The following is a 25,789-nucleotide window of genomic DNA, read 5'->3' as shown; positions in this document are numbered from 1 at the left end:
GTCCGGACGCACTCCGTGGCGGAGGGACCGGCCTTCCCCCAAGGTCCGGAGCGGTAGCGCGCGCGGCAAGGGCGATCCCAGCGTGGTCGCTACCCCCCGGAGCGACCCTCACCGCTGCCGACCCTCGGAGGCGGCGCGTCCACGCGCACCTCGTCCAGGTTGTCGTCGTCCTCGTTCTCCACCCAATCGAGCACGTGGTGGGGGTCGACGCCCGCCAGGACGGGGCGGGATGCCACCGTGACCGTGAGGGTCTGCTCCCCGGACCGGATGCGGTGTCGCGCCTCGTACAGCGGACGGCTCAGCTCCCGCTCCCCCCGCTCGCGCGGGCCGTACACGCCCACCTCCACCCATTGGTCGAGCTCGATCTCGGTCTCCTCGCCCGTCGGATCCACCACGGTCTTCAGCGCCTGCACCGGGATGGTGACCCGCCACGTCCCGTCTCCGACGGGCTCGGCCGTCGGTCGCTCCGTCTTGAACTCCCAGAAGGTGTTGACCTCGAAGAGATCGTGGAGCAGGCCCCTGAGCGAGTCGGGCGTGACCGCTTCCAGTTCCCGGTACAGGTCGAGCATGGTCGCGGGTGGGGCTCCCGCCTCCCGATGCCGCTCCAGCACCCGACGCAGGGCCGTGTTGACGGCCTCTCCACCGGCGTGCTGCTCCAGCGCGTGGAGCGCGAACGGGCCACGGCGATACGCCATGTAGGGATCCACCCCGCGCAGGAGCGGTTCGCCACGCCGGATCGGCTTGTGCGGGTAGGGCAGCCGCATGAAGCGGAGCAGGCTCCGCACCTGGTCGCCGTACGCATGCTCTGCGGTGCGCAGCGCGTAGTACCAGGCGACGCCTTCGGTCAGGACCGGCACGCCCTCCACCGGGGCGACCGGCGGGTGCCACTGGTGACCCATCTCGTGCGCCACCACCGCGAACGGCAGGTCCAGCCGTTCCGGATCGTAGTCGCGGCCGAGGAGGGCTGCGCCCTCGAGATACGTGATCAGGCTCGGATCGGAGTGCATGCCCACCCCGTTGCCGGGGCGCTCCAGGAACGTGAGGTGGCCGTACGGATAGGGACCGTACTCGCCGCTCATGTAGTCGAGCGATGCACGCACACCGTGGAGGATCCGCTCCACGCCCGCCGCATGGGCCGGATGATGGTAGAGACGGATATCGACACTTCGGCCTGAGCCCGCGGGGTCCTCCCAGCGCACGTCCCGGACGTCGTACGGGGCAGAGGCGATGGCCCACTCGGTTCCGATGGGGCCGTCCGTCTCGAAGCGGGCGTAGCTGCGATCCCCTTCCGTCCAGCGTTGCTGGAGCGCACCGGGTGCCACTGCGGTCTGACCGGCCGAGGTCCCCACGACCGCCGAGAAGCGCACACCGTCGCCGGAGCCCCAGGTGGCATCGGCGTCCTCGAGCGACGGGATGAGGGGACGGGGCGGCAGCCCGTGGGCGCGACGATCGGCGGCGCTGGTGAGCTCGCGTTCCGGTCGATAGCCGATCGCGGGCAGCCAGGAGCGGATCTCGAAGAAGCTGGCGCGCTCCGTCACCGCGTCCTCGGCGCCACTCTCGCGGAACCCGTGCCGAGCGATCCGGGCCGTGAACTCCAGCCGCAGCGCCTCACCAGGCTGCAGCGGATCGGAGAGCGCGTAGAGGCGGTGCAGGAGCTCTTCGCCGCCGGACGCCACGTGTAGCGCCGCGCGGTCGAAGGACAGTCGCTGCTCCTCCTGACCGGCCACCAGCGCGACGTGGATCGTGTCGATCGGATGCCCGGTGCGATTCTCGAGGCGGTAGGCGCCCTCGATGTCCGCAGCGCCCTGCTCCGGATGGATCTCGATGCGCAGATCCGCGGCCACCAGGTCGGGATGAGGCGTGCCCGCGTAGCGGCGGTAGCGCCGTTCGTAGTCGGCGCGCAGGGACGTCAGGGCGTCCGAGCTCCGGTAGTCGTGGAGGATGTTGGTGTTGTAGAAGACGAAGCCACCCAGCCCGAGGACGACGGCCCCCGCCAGCCCCGCCACCCCGGCCGTGGAGGCCGTGACACGGTGCCGCGCAGCCCGCCACCGCTCTGCGAACCCGTCCGTGAGGCCGCGCGCCCAGAAGAGGCGGGCCACGACCAGTAGGAGCAGCGCCCAGCCCAGCCAGTACAGCTTGAAGGACAGCCACGGCAGGAGGGACGGCCCGAAGCCGCGCATGGCCGTATACGACCAGGCCGGCGACGCCCCATAGATCAGCAGACCGTGCTCCAGGCCCAGCAGGGGCGCCAGGACGATGACGGTGTAGCCGAGCACGCCCAGGAGGTGGCCTACGTACTTCTGGTTGGCCACCACGTGCGCGGTGAAGGCGAGCGGCACGAACAGCAGGTACTCGGGGAGCTGGAGTCCGTAGAGGACGCCGAACAGGAGGCCGGGGTCGAGATCGCGGTACCCCAGGAGCAGTTGGGCGACGAGACCCGCAACACCGATCGATCCCGTGAATACCACGAGCAGCAACCCCAGACCCGACACCTTGCCGAGCAGCGGGATCCACTCCGAACCCGGTAGTACGTCGGTGATCTCCCCCAACCCTGCGTCGCGCTCCCGCCAGATCAGCTCGCCCGCGAAGAACACGATGAGGAACGGCACGAAGACCCATCGACTCAGCTGGTCCGACAGGGGACCGGTCAGCTCACGCAGGATGAGCGCCGTCGTGGGCACGAGCTGCGCGTCGAAGCGGGTCATCTGATCCACGACCACGAGCACGGTCAGGAGGGGCACCACACCCAGGAAGATCCGACCGGGCCAGGTGCCGGCGAGCCAGCGGAAGGACTGCCACGCGATGGCCACCGCCTGACGTGCCTGCAGGGCGGGACCGAACGTGCGCGCAACGACCGGCACGGCCGCGGCGGGAGCTGCTGCCGCCCACCGAGGCTCCTGCTCGAGCCCGCCCGCTCCGCGCGAGCGCCGCCACCACCGGACACGCCGACCACCCGGGTGGGCGAAGTCGAAGCGCAGCCAGGTCAGGAGCAGCGTGAGCGCACCGACGCCCGTCCACACGAGGCGGTTGGCGAGCACCGTTCCCTCCAGGGCCACCACCCGCCAGCTCTTCTCGTAGGACGTCCAGTCGTGCGACATCTCGTCCAGCACGAAGCGGATGCCGACCGGGTCCAGCAGCACGCCCCACCCGCGATTGAAGAGCAGCAGTGCCGCCACGAAGAACCCCATGAAGACCAGCAGGAAGCTGCCGACGTAGGCGGAGGTGGGGCGCCGGCTGGCCACCGCCAGACCGAACTGGATCGCGGTGGCGAAGAACGCGCTCGGCAGCGACAAGAAGGCGTAGTTGGTCAGGAACGCCGCGGCGCGGAACGGCCCGAGCGCTTGCGGATCCATCCCGGGCCCGTAGAGCGCGAGCAACGCTCCCACCTGCACGGCCGCCAGCAGGAGCGCGTTGAGCAGGAAGGCCGCGAGGAAGCGTCCGCCGAGATACTCCCACTTCCGTACCGGTGTCGTGTAGACCAGGGGGTGCAGACCCGTGGCGGCGTCGCGCGCCCCCGCCTCACCCGCGACCGCGGCGGCCGCGACCAGCCAGAGCAGGCCGGCGACCACCGTGACCTTGGCGATCGCGAACGGGGAGTTGGCGAAGAAGTCCTCGCGCAGCGCCTCGGACAGCGAGGCGTCGCGCGTGAGCAGGAACGCCACGACCAGCAGCACCGTCAGGATGCCCCAGTACCAGGCGCGGCGGAGCTGATGGGACAGCTCGAACGTGAGGACGCCGGCGGTCTTCATGCGCCCCCGATGCCTCCGGCCGGGCTCCCGGTCGAGCGCCCGTCAGGGTCGGCGTGTCGAGAGGGGCTGGTCCCGCCAGGCGAACCGTCCTGGGCCCGCGCCCCGATGTACCCTGCCAGCGTGGTGAAGTAGACGTCCTCCAGGGTGGGGTCCGCGGCGTCGAAGTCCGGTGCCGGGCGGGAGTCCCCGAAGACCCGCACGATCGTCCGCCCCGCCAGCAGCTTGGTGGACACCAGCGCGTGCGCTTCGGCGATCCGCGGCAGATCCTCACGTGCGGTCACGCGCCGCCAGATGCGACCCTCCAGTCCGGTGACCGCGCGCTGCGGCACCTCCTCCAGCAGGATCCGACCCCGATCGATGATGGCCATCCTCGTGCACAGCTCACTCACGTCCTCCACGATGTGGGTGGACAGGAGCACCACGCTGTTCTCTCCCAGTTCGGACAACAGGTTGAGGAAGCGCACCCGCTCGGCAGGATCCAACCCGGCGGTCGGTTCGTCGACGATCAGGAGGCTCGGGTTCCCCAGCAGCGCCACCGCCACGCCGAAACGCTGCTTCATCCCACCGGAGAACCCGCCGAGCTTCTGCCTGCGCACGTCGTGCAGGTTGACCTGCCGCAGGAGCGCGTCCACCACGGACCGGCGCATCCGCCGGTCGCCGATGCCCTCCAACAGCGCGAAATGGTCGAGCAGATCCTCCGCGCTCACCTTCGGGTGCACGCCGAACTCCTGCGGGAGGTATCCGAGCGTCCGTCGGACCTCCTCCTTCTGCGCGAGCACGTCGAGACCGCCGAGCCGGATGGTTCCGCGGTCGGCGTCCTGCAGCGTGGCCAGGATGCGCATGAGCGTCGACTTGCCGGCGCCGTTGGGGCCGAGCAGCCCATACATCCCCGGCGGGATATGCAGTGTCACGTCGCGCAGCGCTTCGACGCCGTTCGGATAGGTCTTGGAGATCCCGCGGATATCGAGATGCATGATTGTCTCAAACCACTTTGCAGGTCAAAGTAGAGTGCCCGCGCCCGCCCCATCGGACGTCTAGAGGTCGGTGCTCAACGGATCAGGCGAAGCGGAAGAACAGGGGGAACAGGAAGGCCACGATCGCCGCCCATCCGCCGATCGCATACAGGTAGGCGGTCTGCCACTGCCACAGCCGGTCGATACGCCCCCCTCCGCGGAGGATCCGCAGATAGAGCACAGCCGAGCCCGCCAGGTTGGCGAGCAGGAGGACGTTCAGCCCCAGGGCGGCGAGTCGGTTGGGGGTGGAGCCGAAGCTGGAGATGCGGGCCCCGATCGCCCACAGCGCGAGGACGTCCACGAGCAGGGCCGTCCCCACCAGTGTGAGCTGGATCCAGTCCAGCAGGCCCGGGCGGGCCGCCGGGTCGCGCGCGGAGATGGAGTAGAGCAGCAAACCGAACACCACCACCAGCAGGAGGTCCACGGCGATCAGGATCTCGCGCTCCACGTCGATGCCCCGGCCGGTCGCCGCCATGGTGCCGACGAACGCCAGCAGGACGAGCGTGAACAGCGGCACGAAGATGCGCGCCAGCACGGGCGCCATGTTCTCGATGACGCTCTGCTTCGCCTCCACCAGCCAGCTCGCCACCACCGTCGCGCCGGCGATCCCACACGGCAGGATCCAGCCCTGCACGGCAGGCTCGACGTCGATGCCGATCGCCTCGAACAGGACGAAGGTCATCCCGATCAGCACACCCCCGCCGAGGCCGATCAAGACGAAGTAGATGAACGTCTCGCCGGTGAAGCGGATGAAGTCCATGCGGCGCTCGTTGCCGCGCCAGTGACCACCGACGTAGGCGAAGCCCACGGCCATCCAGAGCAGGATCGGCAGGTGCAACACCGTCAGGAGCAGCGTATCCGCGGGCTGCCGCGCCGCCTCGGTGACGAACGGGTAGGCGTTGACCAGCAGCGCCGCCACCAGGAACGCACCCACGAGGCCCGCGCGGGCGCGGGCGCCGAGCGGCCGCTCCCACGCGAAGTACGCGACGATGAACGGCAGGGTGAAGAAGCTGAAGTGGAGCGGGTAGAAGAGATCGGCGTCCGGATCGAGGGGGACGCCGAACAACGAAGGCAGCTTCATGGCCACCGCCGCCGCCACGGCCAGGCCCAGCGCCACCCACATGCGGCGGGGGCCCATCCGTCCCTCGGTGTCGGAGGCACCACCTTCGCCGGACAGGACGAGCTGCTTCCACAACCGATCCGAGTGCTCCTGGGCGAACTCGCGCGTCAGCGCGTCGATGGCCCCGATGCGCTTGACGGCCACGAGGAAGGCTTCGTCCTCGGCGAGACCCCGTTCGGCGAGCGAGTCGATCTGTTCGCGGAGGTGGTCCTCGAGCTCGGTCGCGTCCTGGGCGCTGATGGCACGACTGCGCCGCAGGTGGGCGCGCCAGGCCTCGATCTGGAGCTCGAGGCCGCGGTCCGCGGAGGGCGGGGACGGATCGGAGGGCATGGTCAGGCCGGGAGAAGGAGGGGAGGCGTCGATCGATCGCCGTGCGTCAGGCCGACCATCGCCGACCACACCCGCTGCAGGGCCTCGTCCACCGCACGCCACTGACGACGTTCTTCGTCGAGCTGCTCCAGGCCATCCCGCGTGACCCGGTAGTACTTCCGCTTCCGACCGGTGTCCGCCTTCTCCCACCGGGATTCGATCAACCCCGCCCGCTCCAATCGGTGGAGGACGGGATACAGCATCCCGTCCGTCCATTCCAACGCCCCACCGGACAGCTCCCGCACCCGTTGGAGGATGGCGTAGCCGTAGCTGTCCCCTTCGGCCAGGATGGCCAGCACCAGGGGGGTGGAGGAGGCCGCCACCAGGTCCTTGTTGATGCTCATGGACGGGGGGGGGCGCCCAGGATCGAGGCGTCGAGGAACCGGTCCAGGGTCCGGCCGGCACGGAAAGGGCGATGCATAGAGGTAGTATACATTGCGGTGCAATGTATGTCTACGAGCCCCGGCTACCGACCCCTCGGACGCCCCTCCGGCCCCGACCCCTCGACCAGCTCGATGGAGAGGCCATCCGGGCCGACGACCATGAGCGCCCGGGTCTCCCCGAAGGCGTAGGGCCCTTCGGTCGGGATGCCGGCACCTCGCAGGTGATCGGCGAACCCGTCCAGGTCCGCGACCTCGAACGCGACGTGATCGAGCACCTGGCCCCGCGAAGGGACCAGCGCCGCGTCCGTCCCGCAGCGCGCGCGGTCGCACTGCCGGGCGTAGAACCCGATCGATCCTCCGTCGAAGACGATCGTGGCCCGCGGGCTGCGGATGGTGCCCACGGCCTCCAGCGACGGCCACCCCGGCTCACCGCGATCGGCCGTCGCGCAGTCGGCGGCCGTCCAGTCCGTCGCCTCGGCGGAGGGAGCGCCCTCGCGCGGGGGCGGAAGCGTCATGCCCAGGTGCTCCACGTACCATTCCGCCGCACAGACGGGCTGCTCGTGGAAGAGGTGGACGTGGCTGAACGAGGCGGTGGTGGTCGGCCCTCCGGTCATCTCCACCAGGGCCCCGTCGGGCCCGACCAGGTAGCCGAAGCCTCCGGGACGGGCTTCGGACACGCCTGCCGCCGCGCCCAGGGAATCCAGCTGGGCGGCGGTCCGGGTGCCCTCGTAAGGCGTCTGACCCGATCGCAGCACGCGGGCGTCGCCGTCCGGGCCCACGAACAGGCGCAGCACGTCGACCCCTCGGCTCAGAAGATCCTCGAACAGATCCGTGGTGTTCACGAACGCGCCGATGTGCCAGAAGGCGCTCTGCGGCGCCGCGCGACGCAGGCGATCGTCCCACCCGCCGGGCGGAGGGGCATCGACCTCGGTGAAGAGCACGGGGACGTCGGTCATGAAGGCCGGATGGCCGGCCAGTTCACCCCGCCCGCCACTCGGCCACACGGTCCGGTACCAGGCGATGGCGGCGTCGGCATCGAGCGTGTTCAGGTGGGTGTGGTGCAGACGCGGAGCGGCGGGCATCCAGGAGCGCTCGCCGGCGGGGGCGGCCTCGACCGTCCCCACGGGCGCGTCCCCGTTGGCGGACGCGTCGGGCGCCCCGTTCGAGCAGCCGATCCCGGCCAGCGCCGACCACACGGCCGCGCGCGCCAGGCGCCTCGTGACCGCCGTGCGGGTTCCGCTCACCCCGGCGGCTCTCCCGACGGCGGTCAGACGCGTGCCCACGCAGCCGTCCCCAACGGTCTCGTGTCCCACGCTCCCTCTCCCGCTGCGGTCGTCTTCCGGCGCGGCCCACCCCCGGGCGTCCGGCCCGTGAGCATCGCGCCTCGGGCACCCTCGCGCCATCGCGAACCCGGACGTCGAAGCGCGCGGACGTCGAGGAGCCCGGCCGGTCGCCAGCCCGACCCGTCGCCCGCCCGAGTCGTCGCGGTTCGAGCCGACGCCGCTACAACCGCACCCCCTCCCACATCACGGCCAGCGTCTCCCGCGCGTCCCGGAGCGCCCGCCTTCCCTCCGGCAGCACGCGGAAGTACTTCCGGGCCCGGCCGCCGCGCTCGGGCGTGGGCTCGCCGAGCCGGTGCGCGACGAAGCCCTTCGATTCCAGCCGGTCCAGCGTCGTGTAGACCGCTCCGTACGAGATGTCGCGCCCGGTGCGCAGCTCGATCTGCTCGCGCACCTCCATGCCGTAGGCGTCGTTGTCCAGACGGAGCAGCGCCAACAGGACCAGCTGCTCGAACTCACCCATGCGTCGCCGTTCCTTCACGGGCCGCGCACCGCCTTCCCGATCCCACGTGCTCTCCGATCATTCGCTCCGCAACGCCTCCGTAGGCGGCACCCGCACCGCGCGCGCCGCGGGGATCGCCGACGCGGAGACCGCCACCAGGGCGAGCACCAGCCCGCCCGCGATCAGTGTGAGCGGGTCCAGCGTCCGGATCTCGTAGACCAGGCCCTCGAGCACACGCGTGCTGGCCCAGACCCCGAGCAGTCCCAAGGCCACGCCCACCGCGGCCAGCCGCACGCCCCGGCGCACCACCAGACCCACGATGCCCGTCCGTCCCGCACCCAGCGCCATGCGGATCCCGAGCTCGCGCGTCCGGCGCGCCACAAAATAGGAGATCGTGCCGTAGACGCCGGCGGCGGCGAGGAACAAGGCGGCGACCGCGAAGAGGCCGACCAGGGTCGTGTAGAAGCGCCGCTGTGCGAAGGTGCGGTCCACCCGTTCGCCCATCATGCGGACGTCCGACGGCGGCACGGACGGATCGACGGCGAGGATCGCCTGCCGGACCTGCGCGACCAGCGGTGCGGGGTCGCCCGCGGTGCGCACGGTCAGGTAGGCCGACGACGACCACCCGTGCACGTAGGGAGCGTACAGCTGCGCCTGCGGAGGCTGCTCCGGCCCCCACTGCTTCACGTCCCCCACCACGCCGACCACGCTCAGCCACTGCGGCGGATCGTCGCTGAAGCTGAAGCGCTTGCCCAACGCGTCCTCGCCCGGCCAGGCCACGTCCGCGAAGCGCTGGTTGATCACGACCCCGATGGCGCTCTCGGCCGAGTCCTGGGGCTGGAGCACTCGTCCCGCGAGCAGCGGGATGTCCATGGCGGCGAAATAGTCACCGGTGACACCCGCCACCTCGACGAGTGGGCCTTCGCCGTCGTTCTGCCGGGGCGGCGTGCCTTCCACCCAGACGTTGCCGTTGCTGCCGCCGAAGAGGGGGAGACGGGTCGTCGTCCCGACGGAGACCACGCCCGGGATCCCGGCGACCTGCTCCCGGACCCGGTCCAGGAACGCCGCACGCGTGGCGCCCTCCTCGTAGCGAGGGCCCGCCGGGCTCACCGCCATGGTGATGACGCCTTCGGTCTGGAATCCGAAGTCCTGCGTGCGCAGGGCGGCGTAGCTCTGCACCAGGAGCGCGGCACCATTGGCGAGCACGAGCCCCAGCGCGAGCTGGCCGACGATGAAGGCGTTGCGCATGCGCTCCTTGCGGGGGGCGAGCGTGGCATACCCACCTTCCTTGACCACACCCGCCAGATCTGTCCGCGAAGCCAGCAGCGCAGGCAGCATCCCGAAGACCAGCGCCGTGAGCGCCGAGACGCCGAGCGCGAATCCGAGTGCCCACCCGTCGATGGCGATCGCGTCCACGCGCGGGATCGTGGGCGGCAGCAGCGCCTTGAAGGCATCCAGCGCCAGCAGGGAGAACAGCAGCCCGAGCACCCCACCGGAGACGGCCAGCACCAGGGCCTCGGAAAAGAGCAGGCGTACCACGGCCCGGCGGGTGGCGCCCAACGCGGAGCGCACGGCCAGCTCGCCCTCACGCCCGGCCGCCCGCGCCAGGAGGAGCCCGGCGACGTTGCCGCAGGCGATGAGCAGCACGACCGCAGCCGCGCCCAGGATCATTCCGAGCTGGGTCCCGACGGCACCGTAGAGGTACTCGTGCACCGTGAAGATCTTCGTGCTGCGGTCCGCGTTCGTCTGGGGATATTCGACCGCCAGCTCGCGCATGACGCGGTCCATGTCCGCCTGCGCCGTCTCCTTCGAGACGCCCTCCGCGAGGCGACCCACCACCGGGAAGCCGTGGCTTCCCCGGTCGCCCTCCAGCCGCTCGTTCAGGAAGGGGACGTAGACCCGCAGCTGACCGAGCTGTGACCAGGGAGAGGGGATGTCGAACCCCTCCGGCATCACGCCCACGATCTCGTGCGGTCGTCCGTCCAGCTCCAGGGTGCGGCCCAACACGTCCGGCTGGCCGCCGAAGGCGTCGCGCCAGAGGGTGTGGCTCAACACGACCACACCGCCCGCGGTCTGGTCCTCGGGGAGGAGCGGCCGGCCCATGGCGGGGGCCACGCCCACGACGTCGAAGGCGCTCGCGGTCGCGTAGGTGCCGTAGACGCGTTCAGGCTCGCTCTGTCCTGTGAGCGTGAAGGGCCCCGGGTTCAGCGCCGCAAGGGATTCGAAGGTCCGGTTGCGCTGCACCCAGTCGAGGTAGTCGGGACCGGAGGCCGGCCCGCAGCAGCCGAAGCCCGCCTGCTCCATCACCACCACCAGCTCGTCCGAATCGGGGAGCGGCAGAGGCTCGAGGAAGACGGCGCGGAAGACCCCGAACAACGCGGTGGTCACACCCACACCCAGAGCCAGGGTGACCAGCACCGTGACCGCGAATCCCGGTCGCCGGCGGAGCGATCGTAAGGCCAGTTGGATGTCCTGCCCCCATGCCCGCATCCTCTCCCCCTCCCGTTCGGACTGTCCCCAGAGGGCCGCTCCTGTGCGCAGCCTGTGCGCCACGCACGGGATCACCGATCGCAGCACCTGCCTCCGGTACCAGCGGCGGGCAGCGGCCCGGCCTTCCCGCTCCTGCACCTGACGGAACTCCTCTTCCGCGTCTCCCAGCGCCGCGTCGCGCTGATCCACGGGTAGCAGCCGACCCAGCAGCCGTGCCCACCTCCGCGGCGCCCCGTCCCCGCCCCTCCCTGTTCCTGCATCCATTTATTATACACTGTGTGATAAATGGACACGACGTGCACTTCTCGTCCCCTATCGACAGGGGGAACGGGCGAAAGGTTGCGAAAGGCGGCCGCGCCGGGCGCGGGAGAGGCAGCGGACGCCCCCCTCAGAGGCTCAACTCCCAGTTCTGACCCACCAGGTCGTGGCCGAAGCTGTGATGCGGCTCCTCCTCCACGAGCGAATAGCCTTCCGAGACGTAGATGCCCGGTGGTAGGGGCACCCTCCTCCGCTCACTCCCGCCGGATCGCCTGCATCGGATCCACGCGGGCCGCGCGCAGCGCCGGGCCCGCGGTCGCCGCGAGACCCACGGCCGTCATCACCAGGAGCACGGCCGCCAGCGTGCGGGGGTCCCCCGCCTCCGTCCCGTGCAGCAGGCCCTGGAGCAGCCGGGTCACCGCGAACGATCCCAACAGACCCAGCGCGCTGCCCACCGCCAGCAGCGTCGCGCCGTCCAGGAGCACCATGCCCAGGACCTTGCGCGCGTCCGCGCCGAGGCTCATGCGGATCCCGATCTCGGCCGTGCGCTCGCTCACCAGGAACGAGAGGATCCCGGCCAGCCCCACCGCCGCGATGACGAGGGCCAACAGCCCCAGGATCCCCACCAGGAACGTGTTCAGACGCTCGGCCGCGATCCGCTCCTGCCGGATCTCCTCCAGGGACGCGATGCGCAGCACCGGTTGCTCCGGAGCCATCTCGTTGATGATGCGCTGCACCTGCGGGGCCAGGTTCGGGGCCTGCTCCGCGCGGATCACGAAGGCCCCCGGGTAGTAGGCGAGGTCGTTCTGGGTGAGCGGCTGGAAGAGGGTCGGCGGCGGCGGCTGATCCGGGCCGGCGTCGCGGGTGTTCTCCACTACGCCCACGATCGTGCGCCAATCTTCCTGCATGCCGATGGCGGAGAGCACCTGACCGGTCCACGTGACCCGGCGTCCGAGTGGATCGTCCTCGCCGAACAACCGCTCGGCGAGCGCCTGGTTGATGACGGCCACCCGTGCGCTGCCTGCCTCGTCCGTCGCGGCGAACCCGCGCCCGGACAGGATCTCCATGCCTGCCGCAGCGAAGAAGTCCGGCGTCGCGGTGCGGTACTCCGCGAGCGGGATGGGCTCGCCCGGGAGCGGCGGCCGTCCCTCCGCCTTGATCTCCAGCGTGACCAGCGTGCCTCGCAGCGGGACGCTCAGCCCCACGCCCACGTCGTCGACGCCGGGAAGCGCCGCGATCCGACGAACCATCTCCTCCTGCAGGGCCACCACCTCTCCGGGGGCCTGGCCCTCGAGGGTCGAGGGTGCCTCGAGCGTGAGGGTGTTCGCCACCTCGACCCCGGGATCGACGGCGTTGAGCACCAGGAGCGTGCGCCCCAGCAGGCCAGCCGCCGTGAGGACGGTGACGCTGGCCGCCACCTGCGCGACGACCAGCCCGCGTTGCAGGCGGCGACTCCCGCCCGTGGTGCGGGAGCCGGAGCGGGTGAGTGCGGCGCCGGCGGCGTCCCGGTCACGCAGACCCGGCGCGAACGCGAAGGCCACCGCGGCCAGGCACGCGACGAGCGTGGTGAAGGCCAGTACGGCGGGATCCATCTGGATCTCGGTGGCGCGGGTGGTGAAGCGTCCCGCGAAGCTCACCAGCAGGCCCAGCCCCAGATAGGCGAACCCGAGGCCGAGCACCGCACCGACCCCCACCAGGAGCCCGCACTCGAGCAGCAGGATCCGGCGCAGTCCGGCGCGCCCTGCACCCAGCGCCCAGCGGACCGCGAACTCGCGGTCGCGTCGCAGGTTGCGGGTCAGGACCAGGTTGGCCGCGTTGGCACAGGTGACCACCAGCAGGAGCCCGGCGGCGGCCATCAGCAGGTACAGGGTCGTGCGCGCCCGGGACACCAGGGCCTCGCGCAGCGGGGTGACGCTCACCTCGTAGCCCGCGGCTGCGTCGTAGTTCTCCGGATGGTCCTCGTACATGCGCTGCGACACGAGCGCGAGCTGGCCCCGCGCCGCATCGATGTCCGCGCCCGGCGCCAGTCGTGCGAAGACGTCGTCCATGCGGTGGGAACGGCCATGCACCATCTCCGCCGCCATGTGGTGCGGGCTGGTCACGAGGTTCACGAACACGTCGGTCTCGCCCGGGAAGGGCGGGGCCGGCTCCACCACCCCGACGATGGTCGTCGCCCGGCCGTTCATCTCCACCGTGCGACCGAGCACCGCGGCATCGCCGCCGAAGGCGCGGTGCCAGTACTCCCAGGTGAGCACCATGACCGGGTCAGCGGCCGGGCCGGCGTCCCCAGGTCCGGTGACGCGCCCCAGGACGGCACTCAAGCCCATGACCTGGAAGTAGTTGGCGCTGACGACCCCCGCGCGCACCTCGGTGGGTGTGCCCGTACCCAGCATCGTGAAGGGCATCGCCGAGAACTCCGCGACCTCGTCCAGGGCGGCGACACCCTCGCGGAAGTCGATGATCTCCGGGACCGAGAACTTCACGTCGTCCATGCCCGCCTTGGCGGCGGACTGCTGGAGGTACACGATCCGATCTCCACCCTCGTGGGGGAGCGGCCGCAGCAACACGCCACGGAAGACGCAGAAGACCGCCGTGGTCGCACCGATGCCCAGGGACAGGGTGAGGACCACCAGGAAGGAGAAGCCGGGCGACTTCAGGAGCGAGCGGAGCGCGTACCGCATGGCTGGGTTCCCCCTGGTGGAAGTCACGGGCGCGGCCGGAATCCGGCCGCACCGTCCTTCAGGGAGGGCGTCCGCCCTCCTACCCTCACGACGATCGAGCTCGACCGATCTCGACACCGGCGCTCCGCCATCCAGCCGCGGGCGGCCCGGCTGGTCGCGCGCCTATTCGAACTGTTGCCGGAACGCCTGCAGCTCCGCTCGCAGCTCGGCCACCTCCTCCCGCAAGGCCGCGACCTCCTGCTCGAGCTCCCCCATCCGATCGGCACGTGGCGGAGGCCCCGACGTCGCGCGGGGTGCGGACGGATCAAGCTGCTCCTCCGCCGGAGGTCCTGCCAGGAGGTGCGCGTAGCGGACCTCCTTCTGGCCGGGACGTCGCGGCAAGGTGGTGACGAGGGGAGGGTCCAGGGCGGCCAAGGCGTCGAGGGTGATCTCGACGTGGCTGGGATCCACGAACTCGAAGGCTCTCCCGGTCCGGGTCCGGATCTCCCCCGCCGTCTGCGGTCCCCGCAGCATCAGGACCGAGAGCGCCGCCAACTCGGGCCGGTGCAGGTGCAGGCGCTCCCCGATCTCCTGCCGATAGCGCTTGACGCGGGCGTCCCCCCGGTGGATGCCCCGCGCGAACGTGCGTTGGGCGAGCCGCTCGAGGGCGCGACGCACGGTGTCGTCGTCCAGCTCCATGACCGGATCGCGGCTCGACGTCTGATTGCAGGCCGCCGTCAGCGCCTTGAGGGTGAGGGGGTAGTTGTCCGGCGTGGTGAGCTCCTTCTCGATCAAGGAGCCCAGCACCCGCACCGCGATGTCGTCCAGAGGTTCGTGCATCGTCTTTCCCGAGTCGGGCCAAGGGCCAGCGACGGGACGGTCCCGTTGCCATGGCCGCGTGCCGTGCCTTCTCCGATGGCTGCGTCGACGCTCGCTGCGACCGCTGCGGCACCCACCCGCTCAAGGTGCCCTCGTGGACTGACCGCGGACAGGGTGCGCCTCCCCACTCCGGCCGGGTCGCCCTCCCGGCGCACGCCCGTCCGAAGAACCGTCGCCTGGTACTGATGGCGCGGCTCCAGGCGTGGGACCTTGTGCGTCTCCGCGGTGGATCACGGTCGCGATGGTTCGCGGATCCCGGCGCCCCGCCGAGACGTCACCCACGATCATCACGGCTTCGTCTGGAGGCTCTCCATGGGTTCCATTGCCGATCTCGCAAGCTCGCCGCGCTCCGCCCTCGCGGCGGCACTCCTCGTCCTCGCCGGCGCCTCGGGCGCGGATGAGGTGCCGTCCTTCCGGTCTTCCGCCACCCCCGATACTGCCACCTCGATCGAGCTGGCGTTTGCCACGCATCTGGACATGGACCTGCCCGAGCAGGACGTCTACCTGGAACGCGCCCCCGGCTCAGGCGAGGTGTTCCGCGTCACGAAGGGCGACCACGACCTCGCGGCCCCGCTGTACAAGGCCGCCCGCCCCGCGCCCCACGACCCGTTCAATCCGGACGCGGTGGGACCGCTGCCCAAGGGAGCGCCGCTCGGGCTTACGCTCGGTGAATGGCTGCGCCACCAGGGCTCGGGCCGCTACACCTGCCAGGAGGGAGAGGGGACGTTGGACCTGCGCTTCAGCGGCCTGGTCCCGAACGGCGTCTATACCCTCTGGCATGCCTTCATCGCCATCCCGCCGCCCGTGCCCTTCACCGGCACGTTGGATCTCCCGCTCGGCGCGCGCGACGGCTCGGAGAGCGCGTTCCGGGCGGACGCGGACGGGTCGGCGTCGTTCCACCACCGCTTCCGTCCCTGCCTGCAGATGTCCGACGTGTGGACCACCTCCATGATCGCGGTCAACTACCACAGCGACGGCCGCACCTGGGGCGGTCACCCCGGCCAGTTCGGGTACAATGCGCATATTCCGCTCTTCGTGATGTTGCCCAACCGCGATGGGATCGGGTGAGCCTCATGGATCGGTTCGTGATCCTACGCGGCCTGCTGCTCGCCGTGGGAACCCTCGGAGCCGCGGCGTTCGCGGCTCCGGGGGCGCCGCGGACGCCGGGTCTCCAACTCCCGTCCCCCGCCGTGGACGCCGACTACCTGCACGCGGGCGCACCGCCTCCCGACGTCGTGGAGCTCGGGCGGCTGTTGTTCTTCGACAAGCTCCTGAGCGGAAACCGCAACATCTCCTGCGCCACCTGCCATCATCCCTCGCTCGCCAGCGCCGACGGACTGGCGCTGGGGTGGGGAGAGGGTGGCGAGGGTGTCGGGCCCGCGCGCACCGTCGGCGGGGAGGGGGCGGGCTCCGTCCACGGGCGGGTGCCGCGCAACGCGCCGGCGCTGTTCAACCTCGGGGCGCTCGAGTTCGAACGGCTCTTCCACGACGGGCGCGTGGAGAGCGATCCAGAGGGACATTACGAAGGCGGATTCGTCACACCGGCCCGGTGGAAGTTGCCGCGGGGCCTGGAGAGCGTGCTCGCCGCCCAGGCCATGTTCCCCGTGGGTTCGTCCGTGGAGATGGCGGGTCAGCCCGGCGAGAACGAGATCGCCGACGCCGTCTGGGCGGGTCGGATGGGCGGACCGGACGGTGGTTGGGAGCGCCTGGCGCAGCGGCTCCGCGAGGAGCCCGACTACGTCCGCCTGTTCCGCACTGCGTTCCCGGATCGGATCCGGTCCCCCGCGGATATCCGGTTCGTGGACGCCGCCAACGCGATCGCAGCCTTCGAGACCGTGGCGTTTCGTTCGGACCGCAGCCCGTTCGATGCCTTCCTGCGGGGTGACAGCACGGCGCTCGACACGACGCAGCGTAGGGGTATGGATCTGTTCTACGGCAAGGCAGGATGCGCAGGCTGTCACCGCGGCACGTTCCAGACGGATCATGGCTTCCACGCGATCGCCATGCCGCAGATCGGCCCGGGAAAGGGAGACGGCCACGACGGTCGCTATTGGGGAAGGAGCGGCGAGAAGGCCTTCCTGGAGGACTTCGGTCGCGGGCGGGTGACGGGCCGTCCGGCGGACGATTTCCGGTTCCTGACTCCTTCGCTGCGCAACGTGGCGTTGACGGGGCCTTGGGGACACGCCGGCACGTTCACGACTCTCGAAGCCACCGTGCGCCATCACCTCGATGCGGTGGCGAGCGTGGAAGCCTACCGTCTCCCGGAGAGCCTGCTGCCTTCCCTGACGGAGGTGTGGGAGCTGACAGGCAGCGGCTCACGACTGGACCAGCGTCCGCTCTCCTCCGGACGTACGCTCCGGTTCCTCGAGCGGGACGGGTGGGTGCAGCAGGACGATTCGCTCCGGGCCCGAATGGCGCGGGCATCCGAGCTACGGCCGGTCCGGCTGTCGGATGTCGAGGTGGACGCGCTGCTCTCATTCCTGCATGCGCTGACGGACCCGAGCGCCGACGCGCTCGAGCACTGGATCCCCGAAGCGGTTCCCAGCGGACTGCCCGTGGACCGTCTGGAGCGGCACCAGGCGAGGTGAGGTGCGCCTGCGGCGCGGGGCCCGATCCACCGATCCCCCTCGGAGGAGCGGGCCCGCGCCGCACACGGGTACCCTTGTCCGCGCGCCGCCGAACGCCCGCCTACGACCCGCGCCACCCGCGGAGGCTACGCGCGCACCGTTCTTCCCCGATCTGGCGACACGTAGCGCCGAACGCCTATGTTGGCGCGCGAGCCGCGCACGGGCGGCCGACGGTCCGCGTGAAGGGTCGAACCCACCCGTCCTGCTGTACCGGCCCGTCGTCACCCTGACTTCCAGCCCGAGATCGCGGACCCGGGCACAGCGGAAGGAGGGGTATCCCATGGCTGCGCGCGAGCTTCCTGCACGACCGTCCCACGAACACCTGAAGAAGCTGGCCAAGGATCGCCTGCGCGAGCTGCGCCGGACGCACCTGCATGCCACCCACTACGGCACGCGCGAGTTCGCGATCCGGGACCCGCACCGAATCGACCTCACCTTCGCGCAACCGATGGGCTGAGACGCGTCCGCAAGGAGGGTCGGCGCATGGGCAGGATCACATCGCTCTTTTCACGGAAGGTCGCTGGGCAGGTCGGTCCACCGGACGTCGCGCACGAGCTCCTGCGCCTCGTCGGCCTCGATGCGGCCGGGGAGCCCGACCCTTCCCTCATGATCCGCGATGACGACTACTACCGGCTGTTCGAGGAAGCCGCCGCTGTGGATGCCGATCCCACCACCCTCCCGCTCCGCGTGGGCGCCTCGATGCGGGCGGACGACTACGGGCCGTTCGGATTCGCCTGGAAGTCGGCTCCGACCCTGCGGGGTTCCTTCGCGCGGGCGGAACGCTACGCACTCGTGTTGACGAGCGTGTCCTTCTATTCGGTGGAGGAATGCTTCGGAGGCGCGTACATGCATCTGCATCGGCAGGGCGACCGACGCCTCGGGATGCGGCTCTCCAACGAAGCCACGCTCGCGAGCATCCTGGCCATCAGTCGGGAAGTCGCGTCCGAACCCTTCCATCCCGAGGCAGTCTTCCTCAAGCATCGGGCGCCGCGCGACGCGGCCGGTCACGAGGCCCATTTCGGATGTCCGGTGCATTTCGGGTCGGACCGCGATGCGCTTCGGGTGTCGACCCGGGCGCTCGACGCCCCGAATCGCGTGGGGGATGCCAGCATCGCGGGGTTCTTCGACACGCTCCTCGACGCCGAGGTCGGCTCGCTCGACGATACGATTCCGCTGGAGCGGCGCGTGCTCGACCGGGTGGCCACGTCCCTCAGCGGCGGTGTACCGACCCTTTCGGACGTCGCTCGCGAGCTGGGGATGAGCGGACGTACGCTCCAGCGTCGCCTCGGGGCCGAGGAGACCTCCTTCCAGACGCTCGTGGACGAGGCGCGCCGGCGCCTGGCGCTCCGACTGCTCCAGGATCCGGACGCGGCGACGCTGTCGGAGGCCACGTATATGACCGGCTTCTCCGATCAAAGCGCCTTCACGCGAGCCTTCAAGCGCTGGACCGGTCTGACCCCGGGCGCGTATCGCGACGGCGCGGGGCCGGACGCGCCGTCCTCCCCACCGTGACAGGGCCGCCGGATCGTGGCGCGCCGGGTCAAGACATCTGTCGCCTGAGGTCGAGAGCGGGGCGGGGATTCCCGTACAGCTTGGGTCTGTACTCCTCACCCGAACAGGAGCAGATCATGCACACCTCTCCGTCGACGACCCCCACGCCCTCCGGTCCGATCCTCGTGCTCGGAGGCACCGGCAAGACCGGCCGCAGGATCGCCGCGGGCCTGGCCGCCATCGGCCTTCCCGTCCGCATCGGCTCGCGCAGCGCCACTCCGCCGTTCGATTGGGACGACGAGCAGAGCTGGGACGCCTGCCTGCGGGGCGCCGAGGCCGTCTACATCAGCTACGCGCCGGATCTGGCGATGCCGGGCGCGACCGACGCCATCCAGGCGCTCGTGGATCGGGCCCGGTCCCACGAGGTGAAGCGCCTCGTCCTCCTCTCCGGGCGGGGCGAGCCGGAAGCGCAGGCGTGTGAGCGGATCGTCCAGGCGAGCGGCCTGGAGTGGACCGTCGTTCGTGCCAGCTGGTTTCTCCAGAACTTCTCGGAGGGCGCCTTCGCCGGAATGGTGCTCGATGGCCGGATCACGCTTCCGGGAGGGGATGTGCCCGAGCCGTTCGTGGACGCCGACGACATCGCCGAGGTGGCGATCGCCGCCTTGACCCGGCCCGGGCACGCGGGCGAGATCTACGAGGTGACCGGTCCACGGGCATTGACGTTCGCGCAGCTCGCCAGGGAGCTCTCGGAGGCGCTCGAACGGGACATCGCGTACGTCGAAGTGCCTCACGACGCGTTCCTGGCGGAGGTTCGCCGGTCCGGCGCGCCGAAGGAGGTTACGTGGATGCTCGACTATCTCTTCTCCACCGTGCTCGACGGACGCAACGCGCACGTGGTGGACGGCGTTGAGCGTGCCCTGGGGCGTCCCGCCCGCGGCGTAGACGAGTGGGCGCGGGCCGCGGCGGCGTCAGGGGCCTGGAGGACGGCGGCGTGAACGGACTCGCGGACGCGCTGACCGTCGCCGCCGTCGTCGGCAGCGGCGTGGTGACCGGCATCCTGTGGATCTTCTCCAATACGGTGATGCCGTCCCTGGCGCAGCACGGGGAGGGAGCGGCCACCATGGTGACGATCAACGAACGCATCCTGAACCCGCTCTTCCTCCTGCTCTTCATGGGCACCACCGTGGTGTGCGTCGCGGTCGCGGCGCTCACGCTGCTGGGTCACGGACGGGGAGGGTTGCCGGCGGTGATCGGGGCCGGCGTCTACGTCGTCGGCGTGTTCGGCGTGACCGCGGCCCTCAACGTTCCCATGAACAACGCGCTGGCGGCCTCCCCGCCTGGGACCGCCGAAGCCGCCGAGTACTGGAGGATCTATCTGGTTCGTTGGACCCGCTGGAACACCGTCCGGTCCGTCCTGGGGATGGTGGCCACGACGCTCCTCGCGGCGGCGCTGCTCAGGGGGTAGGCGTCGGCGAGGAGTGGCTGGCGGACGCTAGACCACGCTCCACCACGGCGCGGAAAGGATGCGGGGTCCCAGCCACTCGGTGTGCGTCCCTGCGTGGAGCAGGACGCACCCCCGCACGGCATCGCCATATTCCTCGCGGAACGTCTGCAGGTGCCTGGCATCGGAGGGACGGGGCCGCGTTGTGGCCTTTACCTCGATGCCCAGCAGGGTGCCGCGTCGCTCGACCACGAAGTCCACTTCTTCCCCCGTGGCGGTCCTCCAGTAGAAGAGTCCCGGCCGATCCACCGTGGCCGCATCGCGCCAGACGAGCAGGTCCGAGAGGATGAGGTTCTCCAGGTGCGCTCCGGTGGGGGCATCGAGGCCCGCCAGGCGCAACGCAAGGCCCGTATCGGACCAGAAGGTCTTGGGCGTCTTGATCAGCCGCTTCGTACGATTGACGGCAAACGCGGGAACCGGCACGAGCTGATAGGAGGCCTCGAGAAGGTTGAGCCATCGGCGTACCGTCGGCTGTGGGAGCTGAACGTCCCTGCCGAGCTCCGATTGGTTCACGAGTTGCCCCAGCCGGAGGCACGCCGCGCCCATGAGCCGGCGGAAATCGACCAGGTTGTCGATGGAAGAGAGGTCCTGCAGGTCACGCTCGAGGTAGGTGCGGATGTAGCCGTCGAACCAGATCGCACGATCCTCCGGATCCGCGTGCTTCAGAGCCGGAACGGGATACCCGCCCTCCGCCGCGAGCGCCCTCCAGTCTGCGGCCGTGGGGTCCGCTCCCGCCAATACGTCGGGCCAGTCCTCGCTGGGATGCTCCAGGAGCTCCGACCAGAGGCCGGCCCGGCCGAGGCCCAGTCGCTCGCGGCGCGTCATCGGCCACAGGCTCAGGTACGCCGCGCGTCCGGCCAGGGACTCCGAGACGGACTTCATGAGCAGCAGGTTGGCCGATCCCGTGAGGACGAAGCGGCCCGGCTGCCGGTCCCGGTCCACGGCTCGCTTCACGGCGAGCAGGAGGTCCGGGACCCTCTGCACCTCGTCCAGGACCATGGCCCCGGGTCGTCCCACGAGCTCGTCCGGCCTGCGCTCGGCCAGTGCCCGCACCTCGAGGTCGTCCAAGGAGTCGTAGGTCCGACGGCCGGGGAGCAAGTCGGCTACCAGCGTGCTCTTCCCGGTCTGGCGGGCGCCGGTGACGACCACGACGGGCATCGTACGGGCGACCCGCTGGACGGCGGCGGTCAGGACCCGTGGGGTGAGTTGGGGCACCATGATGTGTATGATAATCATTCATGAAACGAATGAACAGGCAGTTGTGCCGCCCTGCGCCGCTGGTGAGCGCCGCCCAGCAGCTCGCCGATCCGGAGCACCCAGGCCGCGGCATCGTTCGCGAGCTAGGGCCTGGCTAGTGGCCTTCGTCGACGGCGACCACGATCCGTCGGCGCATCCCGACCCCACCACGGACGTCCGGAGTCCGAGGTGTCCGCCAGCTGCACACCGCGTCGCGCTGTCGGTCGTTGTGAGGACGTGACCGCGGCACTACAACGCACCCAGCCCGCTTCCCGGACTCACGGCGGCAGCCGCCACCCAGGCACTCACGATCAGGAGCCAGATCTGCACGAGGGAAGCGCCGATCACGCGCCGATCGCGGGTGGTGCGCCACCGCTCGACCGCGAGTGGCAGCGCGATCACACCTATGAGCCCTGGCCATCGCCACCCATCCCACGGCGCATCGGGTGGCTGCACGAAGGCGGCGGCCCAGGCCAACGTCGCGATGACGAGGCCAGAGGGACTCCAGACGGCTGCGGGAAGCGGAGGTCGCTCGCGCGGGTGGCGTCGCAACAGCAGCCGCAGTCCACCCCGGTGACGGGTATGGTGACCGGAAACAGGAGCGCCTAGTGCATGAGCGTCATCCAGAGGAGGCTCGTCCGCGCGTGCAGGTAGGTCACGGAGGGCAGACAGGCAGCGAGGCGGCGCTCAGCGCCGGTCGTAGCCGTTCACAGGCTTCGTGCTCTCCAGGAACATCTCCGGGACGTACCACCAGGCGTCGCCGAAGCGGCGCGGACGCGGCCAGATCTCGTCGAGTGAACCGGCATCGTACAGCGTCCCCCCCTTCATCACGTAGCGCAAGTTGGCCGTGTGGCGGATGTTCTCCAGCGGGTTGGCGTTGAGCACCATCAGGTCGGCGAGCTTGCCCACGGCAATCGATCCGAGATCCTCCTCCATGCCGAGGAAGCGTGCCCCGTGCATCGACGCCACGTCGAGCGCGGTCATCGCCCCAGTCACCTTGGCCAGCATCCAGACGTCCCAGTGCGATCCGAGGCCGGGCTGCTGCCCGTGCGACCCGACGGCCGAGTAGCCACCAGCCGCAATGATGTCGGCAACCTGCTGAGCAACGATGTCCTTGGAGTAATCGGTCTCGGGACGCTGGATGAAGCGCCGTGTGTGCGGGATGAGCTGACGCCACGGAATCCACTGCCCCTGCTTGGTGTCCTTCCACACCGGGCTCTCCTGCCAGAACCACTCTTCGTTCCACGCGCCATAGCCGCTGACCAGCGGCGTATGCGAATAGAAGTAGCGCGCCTGCCCGATGAAGGTCGTCACGTCGGCGTAGAGCGGCGACTGCACGGTCAGGTGCTCGCCCCCGGTATGGCCGTCCATGATCATCCCGAGTTTGTAGTTGAGGTCTTGGCTGCCCTCGGCGGTGACGCGCAGCCCCACCTCGCGCGCCGCGTCCAGCACCCACTGTCGCTGTTCGCGTGTGGGCAGCAGGTACTGCTTCAGCATCACCGCCCCCCAGGCCTGGCGGCGCCGCACGTCATGCACGGCCAGCGCGCGTGACGAGATGTCATTGGTGAGCCCGGCGTCTCCGGCACGCATTGCCTCGGCGGTGCTGAACACGCGCGGCCCCACCATCTCCCCCGCTTCGATCAGTTCGGCGGTCGGGAAGGCGGCACTGGAGGTCGGCGCCGGATCGTGCGTCGTGGTGACGCCGTAGGCGAGGTAGATCGCCGACTCGAAGTTCTGGCGCGGCATCATCCCCACGTGCTCGCGGTGATGGTGGGCGTGCATGTCGACCCAACCGGGGATGATCGTCGTGCCTGCGACGTCCACCACGCGATCGGCGCCGGCCGTGGCGCAGCTTCCCACGCAGGCGATGCGCCCGTTTCGCACGACGATCGTTCCGCTGGGGATCACCCCGTCCTCGTCGAGCGTCACGATGCGCGCGCCGGTGAGGGCGATCGTCCCGGTGGGGAGCGCGCGCGGCGCGGTGAGCGTGATGGTCGTGGTGTCCGTGCGCGTGCTGGATGCGTCGTACGTGTACACCCGGTTACTGCTGGTGATGTCAAGCACCGTTGCCGAACGCCAGCGCGGGTAGAGCCCCCCCTCGGTGGTGAGCGCGGCGGCCGCGAATGCGCCGCCGGACTTGGCGAGTACCGGGGGGCTGGCGCCCGTCACGCCCGCGGGGAGCGGCGAGAGGTACGTGTTCCCCCCCTGCATGAACGCGACATGGCGACCGTCGGGCGCCACGGCGGCATCGTCGGCGTGGCGCACGACGGCGTGCACCCGCTGGTCGCTTCCGTCCAGGCGTACCGAGGTCACCTCCACTCCGCGCACGTCGCCGCTTGCCGCATTGGCCCAGTACAGCCGACCATCCATGCCGACCGACGGGCGCAACTCCACACCGCGCGTTCCGCGGCGCGCCGTCTGCACGATCTCGGTCTCGTCTCCCCCCACTGCCGGGATGCGCACCAGGTCGAACCAGGTCGACCGGTTGAGAGACGACGCACGCGCCGAGGCGCCGGAACCGCGGGCGACCACGATCTCGTCACCGTCGGGCGTCCAGGCGGGGTTCATGTACTCCCCGACCTCGCGCGTGAGGCGCACAGGGGCACCACCGCCAGCCGCCACCGTCCAGAGCGCCCCCCGATTCTGCGCATCGACCGTGGTGAAGGCGATACGGCGGCCGTCGGGCGACCAGGCAGGCTGGAACTCGAACGGCTCGAAGCCCACGGGGGTGAGGCGGCGTGGTGTGCCGGTGGGGAGGGGCTGGAGCCAGAGCCTACCGAGCGCCTGAAAGACGACGGCCTGCCCGTCAGGCGACGTCGCCCCCCACCGGACGAAGCGCACGTCGAATGGGGCGTCGCTCACGCGCCGCTTCGCCAGCGCGGCCTCGGACATGGTGCGCTGCACGCGCGCCGAGAAAGGAATCGTCGAGACGGCGCCGCTCACGATATCCACGCGCCGGATTCTGCCGCCTTGATGGATCACGAGGCTCTGGCCGTCGTGCGCCCAGCGATACATCGGGTAGCTCCCGTTGACCGGGATGCTCTCCTCCGACAGATCCATCTCGACCGGGTCCATCAGCAGGCGCTCGGTCCCCAGACGCAGGTCGCGCAGCCACAGCGCACTGCGCGGGCCGAAGCGCTGTCCCTTGTACTCGAGCGTCCCTCCCGGAACCTTGCGCATGAAGGCGAGCCAGCGACCATCAGGGCTTGGCTCCGCCGCGTAGGCGCCGCCGCTCGAGTTGCGATCCTGCTGCGCGAGCTCTCCCCCGGTGATCGGGCGCACCACGCCGGTCTGCCGGTCGTAGCGGTGCAGCTGCACCGCCCCCTTCAGCACGTCGTCCTGCCCCCAGAAGCCGGTGGGGCGTGCCGTGTAGACGTCGTAGTAGAGGTAGCGTCCGTCGCTCGAAATGGCGGGGCGGAAGGGATTCCTCCCCACCTCTCCCTTCACCAGCGTCACGCCCGTCCCGCCGTCGCGGTGGTACATCACGAGCGAGCGCAGTCCATCATCGCCGTCGACGACCACGATCAGGTACGCGCTGTCGGGGGTCCACTGCGGGAAGAGCATGCGGCGCTTGGGGTCGAGCGCGACCGCGCGCGGGTTGCTGCCGTCGGCGTCCATGATCCACAGGTTGAACTCCCCGCCAGCGCGATCCGAGATGAAGGCAATCGACTTGCCGTCGGGGGAGATGCGCGGGTGGAAGTTCGAGGCAATGCCGCTCCCCTGCGTGAGGCTCACGGCGGTCCCTCCTGACGCGGGGAGGCGATAGACGTGACTCAGCAGGTCGAAGACGATCCAGCCTCCGTCCGGCGAGAGGTCCACCGAGGTCCACGTTCCTTCGGACACGGTGAAGTCGATGGCGCGCGTGGTGCCGCGCGGACGCGTGGCGTCCCAGGCGGCGTCGCGGGCCGCCTGCGCGTGCAGCGCGCCGGCGGCGAGCGGCGCCAGCAGGACGACGGCCGGGGCAATGGCGAGGAGCGAGTGGCGGCGACGAGGCATGGCGTACGGTGTGGGGGGGGAAGACACGCGTTCCTTCGGCGTCAGGCAGTCTGGTGGCTGACTTCGAGCTGTTCAGCGCTGACGCCACCAGAGACACTGTGCCGGCGAGCGCGATTGTCGAGAGTATCGATGCCGTCGGCGAAAACCGCCAGCGCGATGTGACGGCGTGGATCGTTCCGCCGCTTGCAGCGTTCCGTTTTCACGCGCTCGACGGATTGCTCCGCCACCGCAAAGA

19 protein-coding genes are annotated in these 25,789 nt (G+C 70.4%); 6 read left to right on the top strand and 13 right to left on the bottom strand.

All coding sequences use genetic code 11. The annotated features are described in order from the left end of the window. Positions 1-89: 89 nt before the first annotated feature. The 9 genes from R3E98_18060 to R3E98_18020 all read right to left on the bottom strand — a co-directional run bounded on the left by R3E98_18060 (position 90) and on the right by R3E98_18020 (position 14,664). Positions 90-3,749, bottom strand: a complete 3,660-nt coding sequence (locus R3E98_18060) for a hypothetical protein (GenBank protein MEZ4425309.1) — start codon at positions 3,747-3,749, stop codon at positions 90-92. Then, positions 3,746-4,723: an ABC transporter ATP-binding protein gene (locus tag R3E98_18055; GenBank protein ID MEZ4425308.1), complete on the bottom strand. Its 978-nt coding sequence runs from the start codon at positions 4,721-4,723 to the stop codon at positions 3,746-3,748. Before R3E98_18055 ends, R3E98_18060 begins: the two co-directional genes overlap by 4 nt. A gap of 82 nt (positions 4,724-4,805) precedes the next feature. Continuing rightward, the gene (locus R3E98_18050) at positions 4,806-6,212 is read right to left on the bottom strand and encodes a permease prefix domain 1-containing protein (protein MEZ4425307.1); all 1,407 of its coding nucleotides are present in this window, start codon (positions 6,210-6,212) and stop codon (positions 4,806-4,808) included. A gap of 2 nt (positions 6,213-6,214) precedes the next feature. Further along, positions 6,215-6,595, bottom strand: coding sequence for a helix-turn-helix transcriptional regulator (locus R3E98_18045; protein MEZ4425306.1), 381 nt, complete (start codon positions 6,593-6,595; stop codon positions 6,215-6,217). A gap of 122 nt (positions 6,596-6,717) precedes the next feature. Further along, complete coding sequence (locus R3E98_18040; protein ID MEZ4425305.1) at positions 6,718-7,878, bottom strand: hypothetical protein; 1,161 nt, start codon at positions 7,876-7,878, stop codon at positions 6,718-6,720. A 259-nt stretch (positions 7,879-8,137) separates the two neighbouring features. Beyond that, positions 8,138-8,437: a helix-turn-helix transcriptional regulator gene (locus R3E98_18035; GenBank protein MEZ4425304.1), complete on the bottom strand. Its 300-nt coding sequence runs from the start codon at positions 8,435-8,437 to the stop codon at positions 8,138-8,140. Positions 8,438-8,494: 57 nt separating this feature from the next. Further along, positions 8,495-11,095, bottom strand: coding sequence for an ABC transporter permease (locus R3E98_18030; GenBank protein ID MEZ4425303.1), 2,601 nt, complete (start codon positions 11,093-11,095; stop codon positions 8,495-8,497). 323 nt (positions 11,096-11,418) lie between these two features. Further along, on the bottom strand, positions 11,419-13,845 hold the full coding sequence (locus R3E98_18025) for an ABC transporter permease (protein ID MEZ4425302.1): 2,427 nt from the start codon (positions 13,843-13,845) through the stop codon (positions 11,419-11,421). A gap of 162 nt (positions 13,846-14,007) precedes the next feature. After that, positions 14,008-14,664 carry a DUF480 domain-containing protein gene (locus R3E98_18020; protein MEZ4425301.1) on the bottom strand — a complete coding sequence of 219 codons (657 nt, stop codon included), beginning with the start codon at positions 14,662-14,664 and terminating at the stop codon, positions 14,008-14,010. A gap of 351 nt (positions 14,665-15,015) precedes the next feature. On the opposite strand from R3E98_18020, the gene R3E98_18015 reads away from it, so the two are divergent. The 6 genes from R3E98_18015 to R3E98_17990 all read left to right on the top strand — a co-directional run bounded on the left by R3E98_18015 (position 15,016) and on the right by R3E98_17990 (position 20,286). Further along, a complete protein-coding gene (locus R3E98_18015; protein ID MEZ4425300.1) occupies positions 15,016-15,771 on the top strand; it encodes a hypothetical protein in 756 nt (251 codons plus the stop codon). 17 nt (positions 15,772-15,788) lie between these two features. Next, the gene (locus R3E98_18010; GenBank protein MEZ4425299.1) at positions 15,789-17,291 is read left to right on the top strand and encodes a cytochrome c peroxidase; all 1,503 of its coding nucleotides are present in this window, start codon (positions 15,789-15,791) and stop codon (positions 17,289-17,291) included. A 319-nt stretch (positions 17,292-17,610) separates the two neighbouring features. After that, complete coding sequence (locus tag R3E98_18005; GenBank protein ID MEZ4425298.1) at positions 17,611-17,787, top strand: hypothetical protein; 177 nt, start codon at positions 17,611-17,613, stop codon at positions 17,785-17,787. 26 nt (positions 17,788-17,813) lie between these two features. After that, a complete protein-coding gene (locus R3E98_18000; protein ID MEZ4425297.1) occupies positions 17,814-18,842 on the top strand; it encodes an AraC family transcriptional regulator in 1,029 nt (342 codons plus the stop codon). A gap of 116 nt (positions 18,843-18,958) precedes the next feature. Then, positions 18,959-19,816: an NAD(P)H-binding protein gene (locus R3E98_17995; protein ID MEZ4425296.1), complete on the top strand. Its 858-nt coding sequence runs from the start codon at positions 18,959-18,961 to the stop codon at positions 19,814-19,816. Next, entirely contained in the window at positions 19,813-20,286 is a 474-nt protein-coding gene (locus R3E98_17990) for an anthrone oxygenase family protein (protein MEZ4425295.1), read from the top strand. Before R3E98_17995 ends, R3E98_17990 begins: the two co-directional genes overlap by 4 nt. Before the next feature lie 27 nt (positions 20,287-20,313). On the opposite strand, the gene R3E98_17985 is transcribed toward R3E98_17990, so the two are convergent. The 4 genes from R3E98_17985 to R3E98_17970 all read right to left on the bottom strand — a co-directional run bounded on the left by R3E98_17985 (position 20,314) and on the right by R3E98_17970 (position 25,781). Then, positions 20,314-21,558, bottom strand: a complete 1,245-nt coding sequence (locus R3E98_17985; protein MEZ4425294.1) for an ATP-binding protein — start codon at positions 21,556-21,558, stop codon at positions 20,314-20,316. Positions 21,559-21,807: 249 nt separating this feature from the next. Further along, on the bottom strand, positions 21,808-21,960 hold the full coding sequence (locus R3E98_17980; GenBank protein ID MEZ4425293.1) for a hypothetical protein: 153 nt from the start codon (positions 21,958-21,960) through the stop codon (positions 21,808-21,810). Between the two features lie 285 nt (positions 21,961-22,245). Beyond that, positions 22,246-25,293 carry an amidohydrolase family protein gene (locus tag R3E98_17975; protein ID MEZ4425292.1) on the bottom strand — a complete coding sequence of 1,016 codons (3,048 nt, stop codon included), beginning with the start codon at positions 25,291-25,293 and terminating at the stop codon, positions 22,246-22,248. A 302-nt stretch (positions 25,294-25,595) separates the two neighbouring features. Further along, a complete protein-coding gene (locus tag R3E98_17970) occupies positions 25,596-25,781 on the bottom strand; it encodes a hypothetical protein (protein ID MEZ4425291.1) in 186 nt (61 codons plus the stop codon). Between the last annotated feature and the right edge of the window lie 8 nt (positions 25,782-25,789).

This window comes from Gemmatimonadota bacterium, assembly GCA_041390125.1.
In the GTDB taxonomy this organism is placed as follows: domain Bacteria; phylum Gemmatimonadota; class Gemmatimonadetes; order Longimicrobiales; family Gaopeijiaceae; genus JAGQIF01.
This window is presented reverse-complemented; position numbering and strand designations above follow the sequence as displayed.